The following is a 19,085-nucleotide window of genomic DNA, read 5'->3' on the forward strand; positions in this document are numbered from 1 at the left end:
TGACAGGATGCATTGCGATGCAACGACTCTCATCCTGGAGGCGCCGCCTCCGCCTCCTGCGCTCCGCGGCCGTGGCCGCGGGTGCGGCGATCATCGCCGCGCCCGGCGTGGCCGCCGCGCAGGTGACCGACCCCACCGCGGACGCCGTCGAGCCCGCCGCGGCCGACGTGAGCCGCGACTACACCGGCGACGGCGTCGACGACCTCCTCACCGTGCGCCGCAACGGGCGCCTGATCCTCCACGCCGGCAACGGCGACGGCACGTTCGACCCGGGCGCCTCCATCGGCACCGGGTGGGGCGGGTACGACGTGTCCGCGGCCGGGGACCTCACCGGCGACGGCCTCCCCGACCTGGTCGCCCGCGAGAACGCGACCGGCACCCTCTTCACCTACCCCGGCAACGGGACGGGCGGCTTCGGCCAGCGCGTGTTCGTCGGGTACGGGTGGGACTCCATCGGGATGTTCGCCGCCGGAGGGGACTTCGACGGCGACGGCGCCGCCGACCTCCTCGCCGTCCGCGAGTCCGACGGCGAGCTGTTCTTCTACCCCGGGCTCGGGAACGGCACCTTCGGGGCCCGGTCCTCGGTCGGGTCGGCCTGGAACGAGCGGGACGTGCTCACCGTCCTCGGCGACGTCGACGGGAACGGGTGCGACGACGTCCTCGGCCGCGACCGGGCCGACGGCGGGTACGCCGTGCTCCTCGGCGACTGCACGAGCGGCTTCGGCGAGGAGATCGCGGTCGACGGGGACCTGGTGGCGCGCTCGGGCGGCCACGCCTCCGACGTGTCCGGCGGCGGCGACTACAACGGGGACGGCCTCCCCGACGTGCTCGCGGTCGACGGGCGCTCCGGGGAGCTGTCGCTGAGCACCCTCGCCGACGACCCGACGCCCGTGGTCGACGCCGTGGGCCTGGGCGGCGGGTGGAGCGACGAGCGCCTCCCGTCCGTGCAGGGCGGCGGCGAGTACGACTTCGGCGCGGACGGTCGCACCGACGTGTACGCGGTCCGCTCCTCCGACGGCGCGCTGTTCTACTACCCCGGCGACGGGGCGGGCGGCTTCGGCCGGTCCGTGCAGGTCGGCACCGGCTGGGCGGGCCTGACGCTCGTCGAGACCGCGGGCGACATCGACGAGGACGGCCACCAGGACGTCCTCGCCCACAGCGCCGACGGCGTCCTGTGGTTCTTCCGCGGCACCGGCGTGGACGGCGGCCTGAACGGCCCGGTCAAGATCGGCACCGGCTGGAACTCCTTCGACGCGATCGTCTCCGGGCACGACGTCAACGGCGACGGCTGGACCGACATCGTCGCCCGCAGCACCGAGACGCACTGGATGTTCGTGTACGCAGGGCGCGGCGACGGCACGTTCCGGACGGCGCTCCAGTTCGGCACCGGCTGGGACGTGCTGCGCGAGATCACCCTCGCCGGGGACCTGACCGGCGACGGCCAGCCCGACATCGTCGCGGTCAACAAGGACGACGAGTGCCTGTACCTATACCGCGGCAACGCCAGCGGCGGCGTCGGCCAGGCCGTCAAGATCGGCTGCGGCTGGGCCGGCATGAACGCCGTCGCCGCCGTCGGGGACTTCAACGGCGACGGGCGCGGCGACATCGTCGCCCGCCGCGCCTCCGACGGCAACCTGTTCCTGTACCGCGGCGACGCGAACGGCGGCTTCCTGTCCTCCGTCCGCGTCGGCACCGGCTGGAACACCCTCAGCACCATCGTCTGACCCGCCTCCCGACCGGCCCGGCCGCCGCCCGCGAGGACGGCGGCCGGACCGCTCTTCGTCTACCGTGGAACCGTACGCAACCGTCCGGTTCTCAGACGCGTGTACGAGACGGCGCTCCCCGCGCCTCAGCGACCCCACCCTCCTCAGCACCTCACAGGACCACCCATGCGCATTCCAGAATCCCCCCGCCGCGGTGCCGCGACACGGCGTGCGGCCGCCGTCGCGGCGCTCGCGCTCGGTGCCGTGTTCCTGAGCGCCGCGGGCGCCCAGGCCGCCGATCCGGGCGGCGTGGACGCAGCGGCCCAGACCGCGGCCGCCTCCGCTTCCAACGACTTCAACAGCGACGGCCGCGCGGACCTCCTGGCCGTCCGCAAGTCCGACGGGAACCTGGTGTTCTACGCGGGCAACGGAGGCGGGACCTTGGCCGCCGGCGTCTCCCGCGGGGCGGGCTGGGGAGGGATGGACATCGTCACCCCCGGAGACCTGACCGGCGACGGCCGCGCGGACCTGCTGGCCCGCGACACCCGGACCGGCGCCCTCTACACGTACCCGGGCGACGGGACCGGCCGCTTCGGCGCGCGCATCGCCGCCGGGACCGGCTGGAACGGCATCAGCGTGATCGCCTCCGCGGGCGACTTCAACAACGACGGGCACCTCGACCTGTACGCGGTCCGCAAGGCCGACTGGCGGCTGTACATGTACGCGGGCCGCGGGGACGGCACCTTCGGCACCCGCTACCTCGCCGACGAGCAGTACCGCGGCTGGGACGATGCCGAGACCATCATCACGGTGGGCTCGACCGACGGCTGGCCGCGCGACGAGATCCTCGTCCGGGAGACCACCGGGGAGTACGTGATGGTCTCCGGCGGCGGCAGGACGTGGAAGGAGAACGTGACCTCCGTCCTCGACGGCTCCCTCGGCCAGGGCACCGCGGAGCGATACTCCCAGGTGGCGCCGGCAGGTGATCTCGACGGCGACGGCGTCCCCGACGTCGTCGCGATCGACTCGCGCACCGGGGAACTCGAACTCCACACCGTCTCCTTCGACGAGCAGGAGGGGACCGCCACCGCGCTCCGCGATCCGGTCGTCATCGCGACCGGCTGGGGCGGGCAGCGCCTGGCCTCCACCGACACGGACCGCACCTACGACTACGACGGCAACGCCGTCGACGAGATCGTCTACCGCAGCACCGACGGGCTCGTCTCCACCCAGCAGCCGCAGGCCGGCTCCTGGTGGGGCAGCGACTCGTGGGGGACCGGGTTCCGGAGCATGACGCTCCTGGAGACCGCCGGGGACTTCACCGGGGACGGCTTCCCCGACCTGTTCGCCCGCGACTCCTCCGGCAACCTGTACCTCTACCCCGGCGACGGCCACATCGCCGGAGCGGTCGCCCGCATCAAGGTCGGCACCGGCTGGAACTCCATGAGCGCCATCGTCGGAGGCCAGGACTTCAACGGCGACGGCAGGACCGACGTGGTCGCGAGCCAGGCGTCCACCGGGGACCTGTACTTCTACCCGGGGAACGGCACCGGCGGGCTCGGCTCCCGCGTGAAGATCGGCACCGGCTGGAACTCGATGCGCCAGCTCACCGCCGTCGGCGACCTCGACCACGACGGCCGCGACGACCTGATCGCGGTCAGGACCGCCGACAACTGCCTGTACTTCTACGGCGGCAACGGGAACCTCACCTTCAAGTCGCGCACGCTGATCGCGTGCGGCTTCGCGGGCTGGGAGAACCTCGCCTCGGTCGGCGACCTCGACCTCGACGGCCACGCCGACTGGGTCGCCCGCCGCACCTCGGACGGCCGGACCAACCTCTACTACGGCAACGGCAGGGGCGACTACGACTCGTTTACCCCGATCAGCGCCGCATGGGGCGACGAGGAGTGGTCATGGATGAACCTGCTCGCCTGACCGCCACCAGCCCACGACGACATGAGGACGACCGCATGAACCACCGCTCCCGGCCGCGGCGTGCCCCCCGGCTCGCCGCGGCGACCGCCGCGGCCGCGCTCGGCGCCGCCCTGCTCACCGCGTTCGGCGCGGGCCCCGCGCAGGCGGCCGAGACCCCCGGCGACCACTTCGACTACAACGGCGACGGATACCAGGACCTCTACTCGGTCCGCAAGTCCGACGGCGCCCTCCTGTTCTCCGCGGGCCGGGGCGACGAGACCCTCCCCGCGCCCGTCTCCGTCGCCTCCGGCTGGGGTCCCATGGACGTCGTCATGGCCGGAGACCTCACCGGCGACGGCACCCCCGACCTCCTCGCCCGCGACAACCGCACCGGCACCCTGTACACCTACCCCGGCGACGGGGCGGGCGGCCTGGGGCCGCGCATCAACCTCGGCACCGGCTGGAACACCATGGCCGCCTTCAGCTCCGCCGGGGACTTCACCGGCGACGGCCTCCTCGACATCGCCGCGGTCCGCAAGTCCGACGGGCAGTTCTACGTGTTCCCGGGCGACGGCGACGGCACCTTCGGCGCCCGCACCGCGCCCGGCATCGACGGTTCGGCGAGGACTGGGCCTTCTTCGACTCCATGACCACCGTCGACCGCGGCACCGGACCCCAACTGCTGCTCCACAGCATGGTCAGGGGCGGCTACCTGCACCTGGGATCGGACGGCGACGGCAGTTTCACGTCCTACGGCTACTACGCGAGCTCGCTCTACAGCTTCGACGACCCCACCCAGTTCCTCCAGGTGACGGCCGCCGGGGACCGCAACGAAGACGGCTACCAGGACCTCGTCGCCGTCAACCGGCAGTCCGGCGAGCTGCTGCTCCTCGAAGGCGACATGTACGGCAACGCCCGGTACAAGACCAGGCTCGCCGCGGCGGGCACCGCCCACCGGCTCCCCGCCACGGTCTACGACCACACGTACGACTACGACCAGGACTACACCTCGGACCTCTACGCCGTCAGGTCCGCCGAACCCACCGACCTGAGCCGCTACCCCGGCACCGGGACCGGGACCTTCGGCCCCCGCCGCGACCACGAGTACCTCATCGACGGGATCACCCTCATCGAGACCGCGGGCGACATGAACGGCGACTGGCTTCCCGACCTCCTCATCCGGTACGACGACGGGCTGCTCTCGACGCACGCGGGCGGCAACGACTGGGACCAGGGCGGCGGCATCACCGACGTCGGCACCGGCTGGAACAAGATGAGCGCCATCCTCGGCGGCCAGGACTACACCGGCGACGGCAAGCCCGACATCGTCGCCCGCGAGGCCGCCACCGGCTACCTGTGGCTCTACCCGGGCACCGGCGAAGGCGGCGTCGGCTCCCGCACCCGGATCGGCACCGGCTGGAACGCGATGCGCGAACTCACCGCGGTCGGCGACCTCGACCACGACGGCCACGCCGACCTCCTTGCCGCCCGCACCTCCGACGGCTGCCTCTACCTGTACCGCGGCAACGGCAAAGGCGGCTTCTCGGGCACCGTCAAGGTCGGGTGCGGCTGGAACAAGATGAACGCCCTCGCCGCGATCGGCGACGCCGACCGCGACGGGCACGTCGACCTTCTCGCGCGCAGAGCCGCCGACGGCGCCCTGATCCTCTACAAGGGCAACGGCGCCGGGGGCTTCCCGTCCTCGAAGTCGGTGGGCACCGGCTGGAACTCCATCAAGTTCATCGCCTGACAACCAGGCGAAAAGGCCCCGGCTCCGCAAGGAGCCGGGGCCTTCTGTCCTGCATCCTAAGCGGATTCGCGGACCACGATTCTGGTGCCGAGGATGGTGACGAGGGGGCCGGCCTCTTCGCCGCGGATTCTGCCGCAGAGGAGGCGGGCCATTTCGCGGCCCATGGTCTCGGTGGGCTGGTGGACGGTGGTGAGGGGGGGCTCGGCGAACTCGGCGAGGGGGGAGTCGTCGAAGCCGACGAGGGCGAGGTCGTCGGGGACCGCGATGCCGCGCTCGCGGGCGACGCGGAGCGTCGCCATGGCGAGGGGGTCGGAGTTGGCGAAGACCGCGTCGAGGTCGCCGGCGGTGTCGAAGAGGTGGCGGGCGGCCTTGATGCCGCTGGCCTCGTCGAAGCCCTCGGCGACGGACACGAGGCCCTCCTCGACGGGGAGGCGGTGGCCGCGGAGGCCGTCGCGGTAGCCGTTGAGGCGGTCGACGCCCACGGCCATGTCCTGCGGCCCGGCGATGATGCCGATCCGCTTGTGGCCGCGCTCGGCGAGGTACTCGACGGCCTGGCGGGCGCCCGAGCGGTTGTCGCAGTCGACGTACGCGACGGGGCGGAAGCCCACGGGTGTGCCGCACAGGACGATGGGGATGCCGGCCTCTTCGAGGCGCTCGGGGAGCGGGTCGCCGGAGTGGCTGGAGACCATCATGACGCCGTCGACGTGCTGGCCCATGAGGTAGGACTCCAGGTCGGTGCGGTTGCCGTCGCGGGGCGCGAACGTGAGCATGAGCCGCATGTTCTCCTCGGCGAGCTGCTCGGTGATCCCGCGCAGCACCCCCGCGAAGAACGGCTCCGACCACAGCCACTCCTGCGACTCGGTGACGACGAGCGCCACCGTGTCCGTCCGCTGCGTCACGAGGGTCCTGGCCGCCTGGTTGGGGACGTACCCCAGCTCTTTGATGGCGGCCAGGACCGCCGCGCGCGTGTCCTCGGCGACCTTCGGGGAGCCGTTGATGACGCGGGAGACCGTGCCCCGGCCGACGCCGGCATGGCGCGCGACCGTGTCGAGCGTCGGCCGCCCGCCGCTGCGCCTGCGGCCGGAGCGCTCGCCAGGTTCGCCTGGCGCCTCAAGTCGGGTCTCGGTCATCGTGCATCACCTCGGGCTTCGTCGCGTGGAACTATTCTGCCTCACGGTTCGTACGCGCGCGTCGCACCAGGTCGCCGTACCAGCGTCCGGAGTCCTTGACGGTGCGCTCGCCGGTCTCGAAATCGACGTACACGAGTCCGAAGCGCTTGGTGTAGCCCCAGGCCCACTCGAAGTTGTCGGCCAGCGACCAGGCGAAGTACCCGACGAGCGGCACGCCCGAGTCGAGCGCGTCGGCGCAGGCCGCGAGGTGGCGCTCCACGTAGTCGAGCCGCTCGGGGTCCTTCACGCGGCCGTCGTCGAGCTTGTCGGGGAACGCGGCGCCGTTCTCGGTCACCGCCAGGGCGACCTCCGGGTAGGAGGCGTGGAGGCGGGTGAGCACGTCCGTGAGGCCCGAGGGCTCGATCTCCCAGCCCATGTCGGTGACGGGCAGCCCGGCGGGCACGAACCCGATGTGGTCGTTCGCGGGCCACGCGGAGCCCGCCCCGGTCGGCGCCGCGGAGGCGGAGGCGGAGCCGCCGTTGCCGGTGACGGTGAAGCGGCTGTAGTAGTTCACGGAGAGGACGTCCACGGGCGCGTGGATGAGCTCCATGTCGCCGTCGAGGATGAAGTCGAAGTCGGTGAGGGCCTTGAAGTCCTCCACGACGTCCTCGGGGTAGGCCCCGCGCAGGGCCGCGTCGGTGAACCAGCGGTTCTGGACGCCGTCGACGCGGCGGGCCGCGTCCACGTCGCCGGGCGCGTCGGTCGCGGCGTACACCGGGTAGAAGTTGATGCCGATGCTCACCTGGGCCTCGGGGTCGGCGGCCTTGATCGCGCGCGCGGCGAGGCCGTGGGCGAGCATGAGGTGGTGGGCGGCGGCGATGGACTCGGCCGGCTCGCGCCGCCCGGGGGCGTGCTCGCCGGAGGCGTAGCCGAGGAACGCGGCGCACCACGGCTCGTTGACGGTGATCCAGTGCTTGACGCGGTCGCCGAGCGCGGTGTGCGCTAGAGCTGCGAAGTCCGCGAAGCGCAGCGCCGTGTCGCGCGCGGGCCACCCGCCGCGGTCCTCCAGGGCCTGCGGGAGGTCCCAGTGGTAGAGGGTGATCCAGGGGGTGATGCCCTCGTCGAGCAGGGCGTCGACGAGGTCGGAGTAGTAGCGCAGGCCGGCCGGGTTGACCCGCCCGTCACCGTCGGGGCAGATCCGGGGCCACGACAGGGAGAACCGGTAGCTGCTGAGGCCGAGGGCCTTGATGGTGGCGACGTCCCCGGCGATGTTGCGGTAGGAGTCGATCGCGGTGTCGCCGTTGGAGCCGTCGACCACGCGGCCGGGCTCGTTCACGAACGAGTCCCAGATGGACTTCCCGCGCCCGTCGGCGCCGGTGGCGCCCTCCACCTGGTAGGAGGAGGTCGCCGCGCCCCACGTGAACCCGGCTGGGAACCGGCTCGCCAGTGCGGCGAGCCCTTCGTATTCGGTAGTCATTACTTGCCAGAGCCTTCCATGATGCCGTGCACGATCTGCCGTCCGAACACGACGAACAGGATCGCGATAGGGATGATCGAGATCAGGGTGCAGGTGAACACCATCGACAGGTCCGCGGAGAACATGGCCGTGGAGGCCTGCCGGATCGCGAGCTGGATCGTGGGGTTCTCCCCGCTGAGGACCATGAACGGCCACAGGAACTCGTTCCAGTTCAGCATGAAGGTGAGCAGGCCGAGCACGACCATCGCGGGCCGCAGGGCCGGGAGGACGATCCGCCACCAGATGCCGATGGTGCTCGCCCCGTCGATGCGGGCCGCCTCGATGATCTCGTCGGGGACGGCCTGCTCGCAGTACTGGCGCATCAGGAAGATGCCGAAGCCGTTGACCAGGAACGGCAGGATCACGGCCTGGAGGGTGTCGAGCCATTCGAGCTGGACCATGATCATGTACAGCGGCACGATGCCGAGCTGCTGGAGCGGCACCATCATCGAGAACAGGACGGTGCCCATGAGCAGCTTCGAGCCGCGGAACTTCAGCTTCGCGAACGCGAACCCGCCGAGCGTCGAGATGAGCACCACCGAGAACGTCACCGTGCCGGTGATGATGAATGAGTTCCGCAGGCCCAGCAGCAGGTCCGCCTCGGGGTGGGCGAACGCGGCCTGGATGTGCTCGCCGAGGTTCCCGCCGGGCAGGAACGGCGGCGGGAAGTCCGCGGCGTCGCCGGTCGTCCGGGAGGCGATGACGATCATCCAGTACAGCGGGAACACCGACAGGACCGCGACGAACGCGAGGCCGATGCGGGTCATCACCGTGGGCGCGAACACGCCGTCGGACTCGATCGGGTCCCGCCCCTTCTTGCGGCGGGGCGGCTTCGGCGGCGTCCGCCGCTGCGCGGGGGCGGTGGGGCGCGGGGCGGTTGCGGTGCTCATTTGTTCCCCTGGATGCGGTTGACGACGAGGAAGTTGACGGCCGCGACGATCACCACGACCAGGAACAGCAGCCATCCGGCCGCGGCGGAGATGCCGTAGTTGCCGTGCGTGCGCAGGATGTCGACCAGGACCATCGCGGTGGTCTGGAACTGGCCGTTCGCGCCGCCGTTGAGGGCGCCGGAGCCGAACATCATCGGCTCGACGAACATGGTCATGCCGCCGACGGAGGAGACGAAGACGGTGAAGATGAGGACCGGCTTGAGCTGGGGGACGGTGATCTTCCAGAACTGCTGCCGGGGCGAGGCGCCGTCGACCGTGGCGGCCTCGTAGAGGTTCTTCGGGATGGTCTGCATGGCGGCCAGGAAGATCAGCGCGTTGTAGCCCATCCACCGCCAGTCCACCATCGAGGAGATGGCCAGCCACGAGGAGAGGCGCCCGGTGCGCCAGTCGACGCCGTCGAGGCCGATGAACTCCAGGGCGCCGTTGATCATGCCGTACTCGTTGCCCCAGATGCGGGCGAAGATGACGCCGACGGCGACCACGGAGGTGACGATCGGCGCGAGGATGAGCATGCGCCACAGCAGAGGCCGGCGCAGGCGCTTGTTCAGCGCGTTGGCGACCATCATGGCGCACACGAGCTGCGGGACGGTCGCCATGACGAACATGCCGAGGGTGTTCACGATCGACCAGTTGAAGCGGTCGTACGTCGTGAGCAGGAACTCGTAGTTGTCGAGCCCCACGAACTCGCGGTTGGGGTTGCCGAGCTTCCAGGAGTGCAGGGACGCGTAGAGCGTGTACGCCATGGGGAAGACGCCGAACACGGCGAAGAGGATGAAGTACGGGGAGACCAGCGCGTACGGCATGGCCTTGAAGTCGGCTTTCGTGAGCCGCTGGCGCCAGCTCAGGCGCGGTGCGGCGTTCTGGGTGGTCATGAGGGCCTTCCTTGGGACGGTCGCGGTGACGCCTGCCGCGCCGCCCGCCTGCTCCTGCGGGCCGCCGCCGTGGTGCGGGTTCCGGTTCCGCCGGGCCCGCCCGGGGCCTCGGGAGGGAGCCGGCCCGCCGCGGGTTGGGGCGCGGCGGGCCGACACGGTGCCGCCGAGGGGGTGCGGGGCCGGTCCTGGGGGTCGCGTCGAGCGGATGCCGGGAACCGCTCGGCGCCGGCCCCTGACGGCGGCACGTGACCCGGTGCCGCCGCAGCGGCGCCGGGTCCGGTCCCGGCCGGAGGTGGCAGGTTCCTCCGGCCGGGACCGGCGGGGCTACAGGCCTTCGCCGGCCAGCGCCACGGCCTCCTCAGCCGCGGACTGGATGGCGCTCTTGGCGTCGGCGACCGGCACGGAGCCGTCGACGATGCCGTTGATGGTGGTCTCGACCGCGCCCTTGACCGGCGGGTGGAAGTACGAGTACTTCAGGGCCTGGAACGACTGGATCGAGGCGCTGAGGATCTGGCCGACCGGGGCGCCGTTGAAGTAGTCGCTGGTGAAGTCGGCGACCCGCGGGTCCGCCTGCGCGGCGGGGGAGGACGGGAAGTTGCCGACGGCCTCGAAGACCGCGATCTGCTGCTCGGGCTCGGTCAGCCACGAGGCGAGCTCGGCGGCCTCCTCCGGGTGCGGGCCCGCGGCGGGGACGGCGAGGAAGGAGCCGCCCCAGTTGCCGGCCACGCCGGGGGCGGCGGCCATGTCCCACTTGCCGGCGTTGTCCGGGCCGGAGGTCGGCTCGATGACGGCGGTCGCCATCCAGCCGGGGCACGGCATGACGGCGTAGCCGCCCTCGGCCATGGCCGCGTTCCACTCCTCGCCCCACGACGGGTAGTTGCCGACGGCGCCCATCTCGATGAGCTCCAGGACCAGGTCGATGGAGTCGGTCGCGGCGGCGGAGTCGAGGGTCAGGTTGCCCTCGTCGTCCACGTACATCTCGCCGTCGCCGTTGCCGGCGAACTGGCTGAGGAGCACGTTCTGGATCTGGGTGCCGTTGTCGAGGAACGCGGTGCCGGTGTCGGCGTCGACGTACTGCTGGGCGAGGGTCTTGAAGCCGTCCCAGGTGGACCAGGCCGCGGCGACCTCGGCGCGGTCGGTCGGGAGGCCGGCCGCGGCGAACAGGTCGGAGCGGTAGCACATGGCCATGCCGCCGATGTCGGTGCCGAAGCCCACGAGGGTGCCGTCGGCGGTGTGGCCGAGGTTCCAGGTGTTCTCGGTGTAGTCGGCGGAGCGGGACTCGTAGGCGCCCAGGTCGTACCAGTAGTCGGGGTTGCTGAAGAGCTGCGGCGTGGCCTGCTCGTCCATGGCGACGACGTCGCCGAAGCCCGAGCCGGTCTCCAGCGCGGTCTCCAGGCCGGGGCGGTACTCGGCGTCGAAGCCGACGCCGTCGCCCTCGAACACCACGTCGATGTTCTCGTGGGTGGACTCGTAGGCCTCTTCGAAGCCGGCCTGGACGTAGCCGAAGGTGTTGAACGTGGAGACGGTGAGCTGGATCTTGCCGTCGGCGGTGGTGCCGTCGTCGCCGCCGTCGCCGCCGTCCGAGCAGGCGGCGGTGAGGGCGAGCGCGCCGGCGGCAGCGGCGGCGAGGGCCACCTTGCCGTGCCTGCGGTTGAGGAGATGCATCTTTGCGGGTTCCTTCCAGGCGCCTCGGCGCCATGCTGTTGTCGAGGGGTTTGAGGGACTCGTTCCGGTTGGTGCGCAAGGCGGTGGTGGTGCGGGCCGCCATGAGTGCGCGGCGGCCCGCGGACTGAAACCGCCGAGGCGATCGCCCTTGGGAGCGATACCAGGATCGTACGGGAGCGTGTTCCATGATGCAAGCCCGGATGTGAGGGTCATTACCGGATCGTTGCCTTCGTGATCGCTCCGAACGAATCGAGGGTCGCGAATCCGTAACTGTGAATCCGGATCAACGACTCAATTAGCAGGGAAAATGCCTGGCAAACGGCAACAGTTTGCCTCGTTGGGGGAGAAATTTAGGGATGTCAATGTATTGACATACGGGGTGCCTGCTTGGGAGCATGACTTGGGAGCGCTTCCGCATTGTGGTCCGATTCGTTCCACTCGTGCGATTCCACGACCGCGAACCCGGCATGAGCGCTCCCATGAAAACGGACATTCAACCCCACGCGTAGGAGTAGCCGATATGGAAACCGACAACCTGGCCCCGCCGCGCCGGCGGGGCCGCCGATGGCGCAGGACGGCGGCGGTCACGCTGCCGCTCGCGCTCGTCGGCGCGTTCACCGCGGTGGCCGCGCCGTCGGCCTTCGCCGCCCAGTACTGCGGCGGCGTCCAGTACAACGTCGTCTCCAGCTGGGGCTCGGGCTTCCAGGCCAACGTGGTCCTCACCGCGGGCACCGCGGGGCTCAACGGCTGGGACATCGAATGGGACTTCCCGGCCGGCACCACCGTCTCCAGCGCGTGGAACGTCGGCTGGAGCCAGAGCGGGCGCACCTTCACCGGCTCCGACGTGGGCTGGAACGGGACCATCGCGGCCAACCAGAGCCGCGAGGTCTTCGGCTTCATCGGCGCCGGCCCCTCGACCGCGCCCACCGGCATCACCGTCAACGGCGAGTCCTGCGACGGCGCCGAGGAGCCGGTCGAGGCCGAGCTCGAAGTGAGCCGCGCGAACGTCGTCGTGGACGCCGGCTCGACCTCCTCCGTCGAGGTCGGCTTCTCGGCCGCGACCGAGGCCGCGGCCACCGTGACCACGACGCGCACCTCCGGCTCCACGGACATCTCGGTGTCCTCGGGCGGCTCGCTCTCGTTCGCCGCGGGCGACACCAACCCCAAGCCCCTGGTGTTCAGCGCCGCCGCGGGCGCCGAGCCCGGCGAGTCCGCGGTGTTCACCGTGGCCTCCCCCGGCTACGCGTCCAAGACCGTGACGGTCTCCGTCGCCGACCTGGGCGAGGTCACGCAGAACGAGGAGCGCTTCCTCGCGATGTACGACCAGCTCACCGGCGCGGACTCGCCGTACCTGCACGAGACGGGCGTCCCCTACCACTCGGTGGAGGAGCTCATCGTCGAGGCGCCGGACTACGGCCACGAGACGACCTCCGAGGCCCTGAGCTACCTCCAGTGGCTGGAGGCCGCGTACGGCCAGGTCACCGGCGACTGGTCGGGCTACAACGAGTCGTGGGACATCACCGAGCAGTACGCGATCCCGGATTTGAACCCGTCCGCGTACAACCCGTCCTCCCCGGCCTCGTACGCGCCCGAGTCCGACGACGTCACCGACTACCCGACGCAGCTCGACTTCAACGCGTCCGTCGGCGTCGACCCGCTGGGCCAGGAGCTGCGCAACACCTACGGGAACAACCAGGTGTACGGCATGCACTGGATCCTGGACGTGGACAACGCGTACGGCTTCGGCGAGTGCGGCGACGGGACCACCGAGCCCGCGTACATGAACACGTTCCAGCGCGGCTCGCAGGAGTCGACGTGGGAGACCGTCGCGCACCCCTCGTGCGAGACGTTCGACTTCGGCGGCGACAACGGCTACCTGGACCTGTTCGTGGGCGACTCGCAGTACTCCCAGCAGGAGCGGTACACCGACGCCCCCGACGCCGACGCGCGCGCCGTCCAGGTCGCGTGGATGGCCCAGCAGTGGGCGGCCGAGCAGGGCCAGGAGTCGACGATCTCCGGTTCGCTCGACAACGCCTCCAAGATGGGCGACTTCCTGCGGTACTCGTTCGCGGACAAGTACTTCAAGCAGATCGCGGGCGACTGCATCGGGATCAACAACTGCCCCGACGGCAGCGGCAAGAACTCGTTCCACTACCTGCTCTCCTGGTACTACTCGTGGGGCGCGGGCGCGAACGGCGACTGGTCGTTCCGCATCGGCGGCTCCGGCGTCCACCAGGGCTACCAGAACGTCATGGCCGCGTACGCGCTCTCCGAGGGCGGCCTCGAACCGGCCTCGCCGACCGCGGCGAGCGACTGGGCGACGAGCCTCGACCAGCAGCTGGAGTTCCTGGAGTGGCTCCAGGTCCCGCAGGGCTCGCAGGGCGCGGGCGCCATCGCGGGCGGCGCGACCAACAACTGGGGCGGCAACTACGGCAGCCCGACCACGAGCGCCGAGTTCGAGGGCCTGTACTACGACGAGCAGCCCGTGTGGCACGACCCGCCGTCGAACCGCTGGTTCGGCTTCCAGGTCTGGGGCATGGACCGCATCGCGCAGTACTGCATGGAGACCGGCGACGCGCGGGCGTGCGACCTGCTCGACGAGTGGGTCGAGTGGGCCCTGTCCGAGTCCGACATCACCGCGACCGACTACAGCATCCCGGGCGACCTGGACTGGAGCGGCGAGCCGGGGGCGGGCCTGTCCGCCACCGTCGCCACCATGTCCAAGGACCCGGGCGTGGCCGGGGCGTTCGCGAAGATCCTGTCCTACCACGCCGCGGCCACCGGCGACACCGCCTCGCAGACCGCGGCGAAGAACCTCCTGGACGCGCTGTGGGCCGCCAACGACGGCGTCGGCGTGACCCAGACCGAGGCCCGGGCGGACTACTGCCGCTTCGGCGACGAGGTCTACATCCCCGAGGGCTGGACCGGCACCATGCCGAACGGCGACGTGCTGGAGAACGGCGTCACGTTCATCGAGACCCGGTCGTTCATGACCGAGTTCGAGGGCTGGGACCAGGTCCAGGCGTACCTCGACGGCGGCTGCACCGGCCCCGCGCCGGAGTTCAGCTACCACCGCTACTGGCACCAGGTCGAGGTCGCGACGGCCTTCCAGACCTACGCCGCGCTCTTCGAGTAAGGAGACCGAATGAGCGGAGCGGCCGGTCGCCGATGCGACCGGCCGCTCCCCTGCTCTGCGCCAGCCGCGGCGCTCGGGATCGGTCTGAGCACACAGGTCGGGCCCGCCCGGATCATCCGGCCCACCGGACCCGACCTCTATGCTCAGCGGCGTCCGGCACCCCTCTGCCGGACCGCTGCGCGCGATCGCGCTCAGTCGACGTCGATGTCGAGGTCCATGCCCGCGTCCCAGAAGGTCTCGGCGACCGGGCGCGTGCTGGCGATCCCGGTCATGGCGGGGACGCCGCCGGGCAGGTAGGTCGAGGCGATCGTGGTGTAGTCGACGCCGTCGTCGGCGTGGGCGACGGTCACGGTGTCGCCGGCCCTGATGAGCCGCAGCCAGATCTCGTCCGACTCGGTGTCCACCGGGAACAGGGACCAGTCGGTGCGCCCGCGCGTGGTGACCGTGCTGATGAGGTGCTGCCCGCCGAGGTACTCCGCGCCGGTGCGGACCCAGTTGGACTCGTCGACGCGGATGGCGAGGGACGCCTCCGCGTGCTGGTGGCGGTGCTCGGGGCGCAGGCGCAGCGCGATCTCGCCGTCGCCCTTGAGCTCCAGCCCGTAGATGTAGACGTGGTCGCGCTGGGGCTCGCTCCCGGCGCTGCGGACGAGGGTGGTCTTGTGCTCGAAGTAGGGGGAGATCAATCCACCGTCAACCGTCCATTGTACTTCTTCTGAAGGAGACTGCATCTTCCAATGATGCCACACGCGAATAGGTCGTTACAGGACATAACAGACATGGTAACCCAAAGTTAATCCGCCGTTCGGCTCGGTTACATGGCTGAAATACCAGCTCAATGCGCTTCTGCAAGCACGAAAAGCGGTTTGCGTTACGCCCCTTGGAGAACGCTGGCCGCGTCCCGGGAATGCCGTTGCGAATCCCTTGTCCCGCAAGCATGTCCAATGCGCAGGAAACGCGGCCCGCCCCGTGCGCCGCGCGGTTTCGGCGCGACCGGTCCAGGCTACCCTCCCCTTGCCAACGGCGCCTCCGGCAATGCGAGTGCCATTCCCGTTCCATGTGATGTGCGGAGGATTGCGCGTTCTGCTCCGCATTCGGCGGACGGGGGCGGACTAGAGTGCCGAGTGCTCATACCCGTGTCCTTCCGGGCTGCTCGACCGTTAATCCGGATGGAGGAGTACGCAGGCACGGAAGCGAAGGCGAATGAGGAGATAGCGTGAGTATGCAGCATTCAGCGAGGCAGGGGGCGCCGGAGGCCGAGGCGCCCGAGCACGGGCGCGGGCTCCCGCGCCAGGACCGCACCGCTCCGCCGCGCCGCTCGCGCCACACCGCCGAACCCGCGGCCCCCGGGCCGCAGGGCTCGATGGTCGTCCCGATCCCCGCGCGCTCGCGCCGCGCCCGCCGCGAGGAGCCCTCGAAGCTGTTCTCCCTGGAGGAGCCGCCGCCGCTGGAGGCCCCGGCGGGGATCACCGAGATCACCGGCTGGCACCTCGCGTCCCTCATGTGGCGCGACCACCTGCCCGAGCAGCTCCTGGGCATCGACTGCGCCTCCTGCAAGCAGGCGTGGCCGTGCGACACCTGGAAGATCGCCGACGACCTGCTCACCGAGTGCTGCGAGGCCGCCGGGGGCGCGCCCGCCGCGGCCCGCCAGCACCACCTGACGCAGAGTTGAGTCGACCCGACTCAACTTTAGTGCATTTGATCACAATTCCTGTGACCGGCTTGACAGCCGTTACCGACCGGATGAACATTGAGTCTATCCGGCTCAACTTGGTTCGGGGTTCCCGCCCGGCCGCTTGAGACAGAGACATCATCTGTTCGACTACATCAGGAGATCAACATGGCACGTGCGGTCGGCATCGACCTCGGCACGACGAACTCCGTGGTCAGCGTCCTCGAAGGCGGGGAGGCCACGGTCATCACCAACGCCGAGGGGGCGAGGACCACGCCGTCGATCGTGGCGTTCGCCAAGAACGGCGAAGTGCTCGTCGGCGAGGTGGCCAAGCGCCAGGCGGTCACGAACCCGGACCGCACCATCCGCTCGGTGAAGCGCCACATGGGCACCGACTGGACCGTCGACATCGACGGCAAGTCGTACACGTCCCAGGAGATCAGCGCGCGCATCCTCATGAAGCTCAAGCGCGACGCCGAGGCGTACCTGGGCGAGAACGTCACCGACGCGGTCGTCACCGTGCCGGCGTACTTCTCCGACGCCCAGCGCACCGCCACGAAGGAGGCGGGCGAGATCGCCGGCCTCAACGTCCTGCGCATCATCAACGAGCCGACCTCCGCGGCGCTCTCCTACGGCCTGGACAAGGGCGAGGAGGAGCAGACGATCCTCGTCTTCGACCTCGGCGGCGGCACCTTCGACGTCTCGCTGCTGGAGATCGCCGACGGCGTCATCCAGGTCAAGGCCACCTCCGGCGACAACCACCTCGGCGGCGACGACTGGGACGACCGGGTCATCCAGCACCTGGTGAAGACCTTCAACGGCCAGTACGGCGTGGACCTGTCCAAGGACAAGATGGCCATGCAGCGCCTCAAGGAGGCCGCCGAGAAGGCCAAGATCGAGCTGTCGTCCGCGACGCAGACCTCGATCAACCTGCCGTACATCACCGCGGGCCCCGACGGGCCCCTGCACCTCGACGTGTCGCTCTCGCGCGCCGAGTTCGAGCAGATGACCTCCGACCTCCTCGACCGCTGCAAGAAGCCGTTCGAGCAGGCCGTGAAGGACGCCGGGATCAACGTCTCCGAGGTCGACCACGTCATCCTCGTCGGCGGCTCCACCCGCATGCCCGCCGTCTCCGAGCTCGTCAAGCGCCTCATCGGCCGCGACGCCCACAAGGGCGTCAACCCCGACGAGGTCGTCGCGATCGGCGCCACGCTCCAGGCCGGCGTCCTCAAGGGCGAGGTCAAGGACGTGCTGCTCCTCGACGTCACCCCGCTGTCGCTGGGCATCGAGACCAAGGGCGGCATCTTCACCAAGCTCATCGAGCGCAACACCACGATCCCGACGAAGCGCTCGGAGGTCTTCACGACCGCCGACGACAACCAGCCGTCGGTGCTCATCCAGGTCTTCCAGGGCGAGCGCGAGATCGCGGCCTACAACAAGAAGCTCGGCACGTTCGAGCTGACCGGCCTGCCCCCGGCCCCGCGCGGGGTCCCGCAGATCGAGGTCACCTTCGACATCGACGCCAACGGCATCGTGAACGTGTCCGCGAAGGACTCCGCCACGGGCAAGGCCCAGTCGATGACGATCTCCGGCGGCTCCAGCCTGGCCCAGGACGACATCCAGCGGATGATGGCCGAGGCCCAGGAGCACGCCGAGGAGGACCGCCAGCGCAAGGAGGAGGCCGAGGCCCGCAACATGGGCGAGTCGCTGGTCTACCAGACCGAGAAGCTCCTGGCCGAGTCCGGCGACAAGATCCCCGAGGACCTCAAGGGCAAGATCAACGACGCCACGTCCTCGCTGAAGGCGGCGCTGGGCGGCACCGACATCGAGGCGATCAAGCGCGGCACCGAGGAGCTGTCGAAGGTCTCGCAGGAGGCCGGGCAGGCGATGTACGCGGCGGCCCAGGCCGACCAGGCGGGCGCCCCGCAGCAGCCCGCCGGCGGTGCCGCGGGCGGCGCCGACGACGTCGTGGACGCCGAGATCGTCGACGACGACAAGGACCAGAAGTAGTGGCGGACGAGAAGAAGGACGCCGACGACGCGCGGCCGCCCGAGGACGGCGCGGCCGCCGAGGGCGGGGCCGAGGAGGAGCTGACGGTCGAGGACATCCTCGCCGCCGCCTCCGACGACGGCCAGGCCGCCGACGACGCGGTCCTGGTGCTCCAGGCGACGCTGGAGGAGCGCACGCGCGACCTCCAGCGGATCACCGCGGAGTTCCAGAACTACCGCAAGCGCGTCGAGCGCGACAAGGCGCGCTCGGGCGAGCTGGCGACGGCCGGGGTGCTCCAGAGCCTCCTGCCGGTGCTCGACGACCTCGACCGGGCCCGGGAGCACGGGGACCTCAACGGGCCCTTCGGGGCCGTCGCGGACCAGCTCGTGAACGCGCTCACCAAGCAGGGCCTGGAGGCCTTCGGGGTCAAGGGCGACCCGTTCGACCCGCAGATCCACGAAGCGGTCGCGCACATGCAGATGCCCGGTGTGGACGGTCCGACGTGCATCGACGTGATGCGCTCGGGCTACCGCCTCGGCGACAAGCTGCTGCGCGCGGCGCTGGTGGCGGTCGCGGAGCCGAGCGACGAGCCCGAGCCCGCGGCTGCGGCCGAGCCGGACGAGGAGCCCGAGGCCGGCGAGGCCGAGGAGTCCCCGGCCGAGGACGCCGAGCCGGTCGCCGAAGCGGAGGCCGACGGGGCCGAGGCGGAGGACGCCGCGGAGTCCGAGGCCGTGGAGACCGAGGCCGCCGAGGCGGAGGAGCCCCCGGCCGAAGAGGCCGAGCCCGAAGGCAAGAAGAAAAAGAAGAAGTAG

General features: G+C 70.6%; 14 protein-coding genes. 8 read left to right on the forward strand and 6 right to left on the reverse strand.

Translation table 11 applies throughout. The features are described 5' to 3' along the window. Positions 1-17: 17 nt before the first annotated feature. From ACFFXY_RS04680 to ACFFXY_RS04695, 4 genes are all read left to right on the forward strand, one after another. On the forward strand, positions 18-1,724 hold the full coding sequence (locus ACFFXY_RS04680) for an FG-GAP repeat domain-containing protein (RefSeq protein WP_382346333.1): 1,707 nt from the start codon (positions 18-20) through the stop codon (positions 1,722-1,724). Positions 1,725-1,889: 165 nt separating this feature from the next. After that, positions 1,890-3,638 (forward strand): FG-GAP repeat domain-containing protein, encoded by a 1,749-nt coding sequence (locus ACFFXY_RS04685; RefSeq protein ID WP_382346336.1) that lies wholly within the window; start codon positions 1,890-1,892, stop codon positions 3,636-3,638. Beyond that, entirely contained in the window at positions 3,617-4,267 is a 651-nt protein-coding gene (locus ACFFXY_RS04690) for an FG-GAP repeat domain-containing protein (RefSeq protein ID WP_382346339.1), read from the forward strand. The genes ACFFXY_RS04685 and ACFFXY_RS04690 overlap by 22 nt, the downstream gene beginning before the upstream one ends. Continuing rightward, positions 4,264-5,367 (forward strand): FG-GAP repeat domain-containing protein, encoded by a 1,104-nt coding sequence (locus ACFFXY_RS04695; RefSeq protein WP_382346342.1) that lies wholly within the window; start codon positions 4,264-4,266, stop codon positions 5,365-5,367. Before ACFFXY_RS04690 ends, ACFFXY_RS04695 begins: the two co-directional genes overlap by 4 nt. Before the next feature lie 56 nt (positions 5,368-5,423). Here ACFFXY_RS04695 and ACFFXY_RS04700 read toward each other — a convergent pair whose 3' ends face one another. The 5 genes from ACFFXY_RS04700 to ACFFXY_RS04720 all read right to left on the reverse strand — a co-directional run bounded on the left by ACFFXY_RS04700 (position 5,424) and on the right by ACFFXY_RS04720 (position 11,479). After that, entirely contained in the window at positions 5,424-6,497 is a 1,074-nt protein-coding gene (locus ACFFXY_RS04700; RefSeq protein WP_382346344.1) for a LacI family DNA-binding transcriptional regulator, read from the reverse strand. 31 nt (positions 6,498-6,528) lie between these two features. Continuing rightward, positions 6,529-7,953: a GH1 family beta-glucosidase gene (locus ACFFXY_RS04705; protein ID WP_382346347.1), complete on the reverse strand. Its 1,425-nt coding sequence runs from the start codon at positions 7,951-7,953 to the stop codon at positions 6,529-6,531. After that, entirely contained in the window at positions 7,953-8,882 is a 930-nt protein-coding gene (locus ACFFXY_RS04710) for a carbohydrate ABC transporter permease (RefSeq protein ID WP_382346350.1), read from the reverse strand. The genes ACFFXY_RS04705 and ACFFXY_RS04710 overlap by 1 nt, the downstream gene beginning before the upstream one ends. Beyond that, positions 8,879-9,814, reverse strand: coding sequence for a carbohydrate ABC transporter permease (locus ACFFXY_RS04715; protein ID WP_382346353.1), 936 nt, complete (start codon positions 9,812-9,814; stop codon positions 8,879-8,881). Before ACFFXY_RS04715 ends, ACFFXY_RS04710 begins: the two co-directional genes overlap by 4 nt. 324 nt (positions 9,815-10,138) lie before the next feature. Further along, positions 10,139-11,479 (reverse strand): extracellular solute-binding protein, encoded by a 1,341-nt coding sequence (locus ACFFXY_RS04720; RefSeq protein WP_382346356.1) that lies wholly within the window; start codon positions 11,477-11,479, stop codon positions 10,139-10,141. 520 nt (positions 11,480-11,999) lie between these two features. On the opposite strand from ACFFXY_RS04720, the gene ACFFXY_RS04725 reads away from it, so the two are divergent. Next, positions 12,000-14,615: a glycoside hydrolase family 48 protein gene (locus ACFFXY_RS04725; RefSeq protein ID WP_382346358.1), complete on the forward strand. Its 2,616-nt coding sequence runs from the start codon at positions 12,000-12,002 to the stop codon at positions 14,613-14,615. A gap of 191 nt (positions 14,616-14,806) precedes the next feature. Here the strand turns inward: ACFFXY_RS04725 and ACFFXY_RS04730 are convergent, their stop codons facing one another. Next, on the reverse strand, positions 14,807-15,298 hold the full coding sequence (locus tag ACFFXY_RS04730; RefSeq protein ID WP_382346361.1) for a DUF1349 domain-containing protein: 492 nt from the start codon (positions 15,296-15,298) through the stop codon (positions 14,807-14,809). A gap of 536 nt (positions 15,299-15,834) precedes the next feature. Between ACFFXY_RS04730 and ACFFXY_RS04735 the strand changes: the two genes are divergently transcribed. The 3 genes from ACFFXY_RS04735 to ACFFXY_RS04745 all read left to right on the forward strand — a co-directional run bounded on the left by ACFFXY_RS04735 (position 15,835) and on the right by ACFFXY_RS04745 (position 19,085). After that, positions 15,835-16,284 (forward strand): hypothetical protein, encoded by a 450-nt coding sequence (locus ACFFXY_RS04735; protein ID WP_382346364.1) that lies wholly within the window; start codon positions 15,835-15,837, stop codon positions 16,282-16,284. A 168-nt stretch (positions 16,285-16,452) separates the two neighbouring features. Continuing rightward, positions 16,453-18,294, forward strand: a complete 1,842-nt coding sequence (gene dnaK, locus ACFFXY_RS04740) for a molecular chaperone DnaK (protein ID WP_359950359.1) — start codon at positions 16,453-16,455, stop codon at positions 18,292-18,294. Next, positions 18,294-19,085 carry a nucleotide exchange factor GrpE gene (locus ACFFXY_RS04745; protein WP_382346367.1) on the forward strand — a complete coding sequence of 264 codons (792 nt, stop codon included), beginning with the start codon at positions 18,294-18,296 and terminating at the stop codon, positions 19,083-19,085. The genes dnaK and ACFFXY_RS04745 overlap by 1 nt, the downstream gene beginning before the upstream one ends.

The organism is Glycomyces mayteni, assembly GCF_042428885.1.
Taxonomy (GTDB): domain Bacteria; phylum Actinomycetota; class Actinomycetes; order Mycobacteriales; family Micromonosporaceae; genus Glycomyces; species Glycomyces mayteni.